Here is a 5,021-nt window from a genome sequence, read left to right as displayed (position 1 = left end):
CCGGAAGCTAAGACCCACAGCGCCGATGGTACTGCACCCGAGAGAGTGTGGGAGAGTAGGACACCGCCGGACACCCCTTAGGCTGCAGGCCCCACCACCGGTGGGGCCTGCACCCCTTTAACCACCCCCACCGATACAGTCGACGCATGCGGTTCCACCCCGAAGCACCCCAGCAGGCCGCCTTCGTGCGTTATGAGGGGTCCGAACGCAATGCCCGGGGGATCCACCCCGGTATTTTCGGCCTTGCCAATGCGCTGGCCCGCGATGGCCGCCTGAGTGAGACCGACTATTCCTGGTGGCTTGCGTCGAACCTCTGGTACGACGCGGCCTACATCAACCCCCAGTTCGTCGATGCTTCGGTGTACGACCGCGCCCTCAATCCGAAGGCACAGGCATGGTTCAAGGTGTCCGCCGCGCACCTTTTGGAGCAGGTCCCCGGATATTTGGCCCTCCTTGATCGCTATGCGGTCCCGTGGCGGGAGGTCCTCTCGAACGACCCGGGCACCGTTCTCTACGAAGACGAATTTCAACTGGTGGTAACGCCATGGTCGACCCGACCGGGGACGATTGGGGACCCGGAGAGGCTACTTGAGGCCCGAAGGGGCCAGGTCAAGGCCCCAAAAGGAACTGCCGACGGCACATGAACCGTTGTAGGGTCGACCCAGGTTGCCAACGCCTGCTGCCACCACTCGGTTCGAGACCGCCGGCCCTGAAGAGCAGGCACCCTCGAAGGAAGATGAGGTATCAGTGGGTTCGATGAACCGCCTGCGCCGATCGGGTATGCCACAACCGGGGACATGGAGCTCGGCGTCGTCCGATGCACCAGTCCCCGGCTCGAAGGAACACTATGAGGTACTGGTCGTCGGGGGAGGAAACGCCGGAATTTCCCTCGCGGCGCGGCTGCTGCGCTATGGCGTCCGCGATATTGCCATTGTCGAACCGCGCAGCCACCACCTCTATCAGCCGCTCTTCTCGCACATTGCCGGGGGCACGGCGAAATCCGCCGACGCAGTGCGCCCTCAGTCCCAGGTCATGCCCCGCGGCGTCGCCTGGGTCCAGGGCGAGGTCACAAGCGTGCAGCAGGAAGCCCAGACCGTCGCCCTTTCGTCCGGATCGCGCCTGAGGTACGACAACCTGGTCGTGTGTCCCGGAATCCAGAAGGACTGGGACGCCGTGCCGGGCCTCGCCCAGGCCATGGCATCGCCGTATGGCGGGTCCAACTACGAGTTCGAGCTGGCGCCGAAGGCGTGGGACCTGCTGCGTCAACTTCGCAGCGGCACTGCAGTTTTCAGCCAGCCGCCCGGCCCCGCCACCTGCGCCGGTGCTGCCCAGAAGCCGATGTACCTCGCCTGCGACTATTGGCGCGCACAGGGGGTGCTCGATGACATCCGGGTCGTGCTGATCGTTCCAACGCCGACCGTGTTTGGAATGCCACTGATCGACGAGGAGCTGAACCGCAAGATTGCCGAGTACGGCATTGAACTGCACTGCGACAGCGAACTCGCCGAGGTGGACCCCGAGGGACGGCGCGTCGTCGTGCGCAACACTGCGGACGGCACCAGCGAGAGCCTTCCCTACGATGTCCTCCACGCGGTGCCGCCCCAGTCCGCCCCTGACTGGCTGAAAACCTCCCCGCTTTCCGCCGACGGTGACCCCGGCGGTTTCGTTGAGGTAAATCCGAAGACGCTGCGGCATGCGCGGTTTCCCTCGATATGGTCTCTCGGTGATGCAGCGGCGACGCGGAACTCGAAGTCAGGCGCCGCGTTGCGGAAGCAGACAACCGTTGTGGCGAAAAACCTCATAGCCGTGCGCAAGGGCAGGAAACCCGCCAAGAAATACAACAACTACTCGGCGTGCCCCTTCACCGTGTCCCGCTCGACCGTCGTCTTCTCCGAGTTCGATGACCGGTACCGGCCAAAGCCGTCGGTGCCGGGGTGGAACAATCTGGCACGGGAGCGACGGTTGACGTGGCTCCTGGAGCGGAGGGTGCTCCCTCAGGTCTATTGGAAGCTGATCCTGACGGGCCGGGCGTGATTTCCTGCCGCAGCAGGAAAACGACTCACGGAAGCCGATGGTCGTTCGGGTCGGGGATTCGCAGCCACCGGTAACCGTAGGGTTCAATGTCGAAGTTGACTGCTCCCTTTCGTGAGATCCGCGGGTCGGTACCGCCGAGCAGATCCAGCAGGGTCTTTCCGTCGAGGTCGGCGGCGCTGTGCCGGGGACTGGTGACGTCCAGCGTCACGGGGGCCGGTGACGGAGCGAGGTTGTGGACGAGGACCATGCTTGAGGCTTCCCAGGTGCAGCGGTGGGCCAGGATCGAAGGACTGGCCTGCGGGAGGACCTCGAAGCTTCCCCAGCCAAGTTCCGGGCACTGCCGGTAGCGGCGGATGAGTCCGGCCAGGAAGTGAAGGAGCGACTCCGGATCCTGCCGGGCCCGGGCGGCGTTGACGGCATCCGGGCCGAATTCGCCCTGAACAGGGCGGGCAACGAGGTCGTCCTCCTCAGCGCTCGAGAAGCCTCCGTTCTTTCCGTCCGTCCACTGCATGGGGGTGCGGACGGCCAGCCTCCCGTCCGCGGCGAGGTCCTCGCCCATACCGATTTCCTCGCCATAGAACAGGACGGGTGTTCCGGGTAGTGAAAAGAGCAGGGAGTACACCATCCGGAGGCGGCTCGGGTCTCCGCCGAGCATCGGCGGCAGGCGTCGCTTCAGCCCACGCCCGTAAACCTGCATGTTTTCCTCCGGGCCGAAGGCCGCGAACACTTCCTGCCGCTGCGATTCGGTGAGCTTGTCGAGGGTCAGCTCGTCGTGGTTGCGCACGAAGGTCGCCCACTGGCTGTCCGGGTTCGTCTTGGGCCGGCCCTCGAGGGCGGCGGCCAGAGGGGCGGCCTCCTGCCGGGCGAGGGCGAGGTAGAGGTTCTGCATTCCGATGAAATCGAAAAGCATGGTGAGCTCGTCGGCGGCCTCTCCGCCGAGGAACCGCAGTTGGGCCTCGTAGGGAAGATTCACTTCACCCAAAAGGATCGCACCGGGGCTCCGGCGGCCGAGGAATCGCCTGAGGTCCTTGAGGAACTCATGCGGCTCCGGCAGCTCATCCGTCTGCGCCCCGGTCAGCTCGAGGAAGAAGGGGACGGCGTCGACCCGGAACCCATCCATGCCCAGCTGGAGCCAGAAGCCTGCCGCCTTGGCGATCTCGTCGCGAACCCGCGGATTAGCGATATTCAGGTCCGGCTGATGTCGATAGAAACGGTGCTGGTACCAATCACCCGTCGGCTCGGACCGGGTCCAGATGGAGTCCTCCTGGTCAGGGAACGTCACCTCGGCCGAGGTGTCCGGCGGGGCATCGGAGCGCCAAACGTAGAAGTCGCGAAAAGGACTGTCCTTTGACTCAACGGCGGAGCGGAACCAGGGATGCTGGTCGGAGGTGTGATTGACCACGAGGTCCGCGATGACGCGGATGCCCTGATCCTTGGACGTCCGAAGGAACTCGACGAGGTCACCATGCGTCCCGAGCCGGCTGTCCACGCCGAAGAAATCGGTGATGTCGTAGCCGTCGTCGCGGTCGGGGGTGGGATAGAACGGCATCAGCCAGATACAGGTCACTCCGAGGTCAGCCAGATAGGGCACCCGTTCCGCAAGGCCGGCGAAATCACCAATGCCATCGCCGTTGGAGTCGTAAAAGGTCTCGACGTCCAGGCAGTACACCACGGCGTTCTTCCACCAAAGATCCGATGTCTCCGTGGTCTTCATTCTTCCCCCTCGTAGTGAAACGGCTGTATCAAGCGACGGGCGGATTGACCTGCCGCTCAGCGAAGCTCGGGCAGGACCTTGGCGGCGAACGCCTCAATGAAGGGCTGCTGGTCCTGTCCCACGAAGTGGAGGTAGATCTCGTCGAAGCCGAGCTCGAGGTACTCCTGCAGCCACTGAGCGTGTTCGCCGGTGCTGGCCGAGACATTGACCGATGTGCGCACCGACTCCTCACCCACGTCGCGGCCAACGGCATCGAAGTAGGCGGCGGTTGGAAGGTCCCACGGGACGGGTGGGGCGAAGGTGTTGTTCTTCCACTGATCCATGGCAATGCCAATGGCTTTCGATTCGGTGGGCGCCCAGGAAAGGTGCACCTGCAGGGTTGCCGTGCCGGTGCCGCCCGCATCCCGGTACGCCGACAGCATGTTCCGCAGGTGTTCATGCGGCTGGTTAATCGTCACCAGGCCGTCGGCCCAGACCGCAGCACGCCGGGCGGTGTCAATGGTGACGGCGGGGGCGATCAACGGCGGCGGGGTGGCCGGTGCATCCCAGATCCGCGCCCGTTCAACAGTGACCAGCCCCCGGTGGGTCACTTCCTCGCCGCTGTGCAGCCGGCGGATGACCGACACGCATTCCTCGAGACGCCGCTGCCGGACGTCCTTGGGCGGCCACGCCTCGCCGGTGATGTGCTCGTTCATGTTTTCGCCGCTGCCCAGGGCAACCCAGAGCCGGCCGGGATACATGTCCGCGAGTGTTGCCGAGGCATGTGCGAGGATCGCAGGATGGTACCGCTGCCCGGGTGCAGTTACCACACCGAAACGCAGTTCGGTCCGGGCAAGGGCAGAGCCCAGCCAGGACCAGGCGAACCCGGAATGGCCCTGCCGCTCCGACCACGGTTCTATATGGTCGGAGCACATCGCTGCATCGAAGCCGGCCTGCTCGGCCAGCACTACGTCCTCCAGCAGGCGCGACGGGCTGATCTGTTCGTGGGACGCATGGAATCCGAGTATCGCCATCCGACATGCATACCGCGGCACGGCCCTGCTGTCGAGGAATCTGGTGCCGGCGCGGGCAGCCCGCTGCGCCGGCACCGGCCCTGGCAGCCGGTCGGCCAGGGCGTTTCGGGACCGGGCCGGGGCACCGGTACACCGGTTTTGTGGGGGTGGGTGGGGGATTTGTGTTTGGGGGGTGGGGGTCGTATAGTTATGGAGTTGCCCCGGTGAGGGCGGCGAAACCCACACAAATTTCTGAGGCTTTTCCGGTGTGTGCTGTGCAC

At 64.9% G+C, this 5,021-nt stretch carries 4 protein-coding genes; 2 read left to right on the top strand and 2 right to left on the bottom strand.

What is annotated here, in order from left to right; translation table 11 throughout:
• The first annotated feature begins 146 nt into the window (after positions 1-146).
• Both E2F48_RS17115 and E2F48_RS17110 read left to right on the top strand, forming a co-directional pair.
• A complete protein-coding gene (locus E2F48_RS17115) occupies positions 147-644 on the top strand; it encodes a hypothetical protein (protein ID WP_221411708.1) in 498 nt (165 codons plus the stop codon).
• A gap of 112 nt (positions 645-756) precedes the next feature.
• Entirely contained in the window at positions 757-2,034 is a 1,278-nt protein-coding gene (locus tag E2F48_RS17110) for an NAD(P)/FAD-dependent oxidoreductase (protein WP_246019244.1), read from the top strand.
• Positions 2,035-2,059: 25 nt separating this feature from the next.
• Here E2F48_RS17110 and E2F48_RS17105 read toward each other — a convergent pair whose 3' ends face one another.
• Positions 2,060-3,748 carry an alpha-amylase family protein gene (locus E2F48_RS17105; protein ID WP_133405171.1) on the bottom strand — a complete coding sequence of 563 codons (1,689 nt, stop codon included), beginning with the start codon at positions 3,746-3,748 and terminating at the stop codon, positions 2,060-2,062.
• Between the two features lie 56 nt (positions 3,749-3,804).
• A complete protein-coding gene (locus E2F48_RS17100; RefSeq protein ID WP_133405170.1) occupies positions 3,805-4,761 on the bottom strand; it encodes a TIGR03885 family FMN-dependent LLM class oxidoreductase in 957 nt (318 codons plus the stop codon).
• Positions 4,762-5,021: the final 260 nt, after the last annotated feature.

Source organism: Arthrobacter crusticola, from assembly GCF_004357995.1.
Taxonomy (GTDB): Bacteria; Actinomycetota; Actinomycetes; order Actinomycetales; family Micrococcaceae; genus Arthrobacter_D; species Arthrobacter_D crusticola.
Note: the sequence above shows the minus strand (reverse complement) of the source record. Positions and strands in the feature narration are given on the sequence as shown.